General features: G+C 59.1%; 1 protein-coding gene. It reads left to right on the top strand.

Going from position 1 to position 372, the window contains the following annotated elements:
• The coding region (locus L691_RS0121040; protein ID WP_025692313.1) for a hypothetical protein at positions 1-231 on the top strand (231 nt) is incomplete at its 5' end.
• Between the last annotated feature and the right edge of the window lie 141 nt (positions 232-372).

Raw genomic sequence — 372 nt, 5'->3', positions numbered from 1 at the left:
ATGCAGCTGCACATGTTCATCGGGAGCGGCCGCGCTATGCAGCTGCACATGTACAACGGGAGCGACCGCGCTATGCAGCTGTACATGCACATCGGGAACGGCGCACGTATGCTGGAAGTAGCCGAGCTTGGAAACCGTTGCGGCGGCCGATTTAATATTGCAGCAGAAGAACGAGGCAACAAAAACCCGGATTCCGATCTCTCGGAAATCCGGGTTTATTCGTTCTTTTAGCGCAATGCGGCTTACCGCCATTATTCGTTCGTTGCAGGCTTATCGTTTCGCCGATTTCGCTCTGCCTGAGCCGGGCAGCGGTCCGGGCGATCCGGGCGCGGGCAGCGCAGCGGCCGTTTCTCGCGCAGCCGCTGCCTCTTG

This window comes from Paenibacillus zanthoxyli JH29 (assembly GCF_000520715.1).
GTDB classification, from domain to species: domain Bacteria; phylum Bacillota; class Bacilli; order Paenibacillales; family Paenibacillaceae; genus Paenibacillus_AQ; species Paenibacillus_AQ zanthoxyli.
This window is presented reverse-complemented; position numbering and strand designations above follow the sequence as displayed.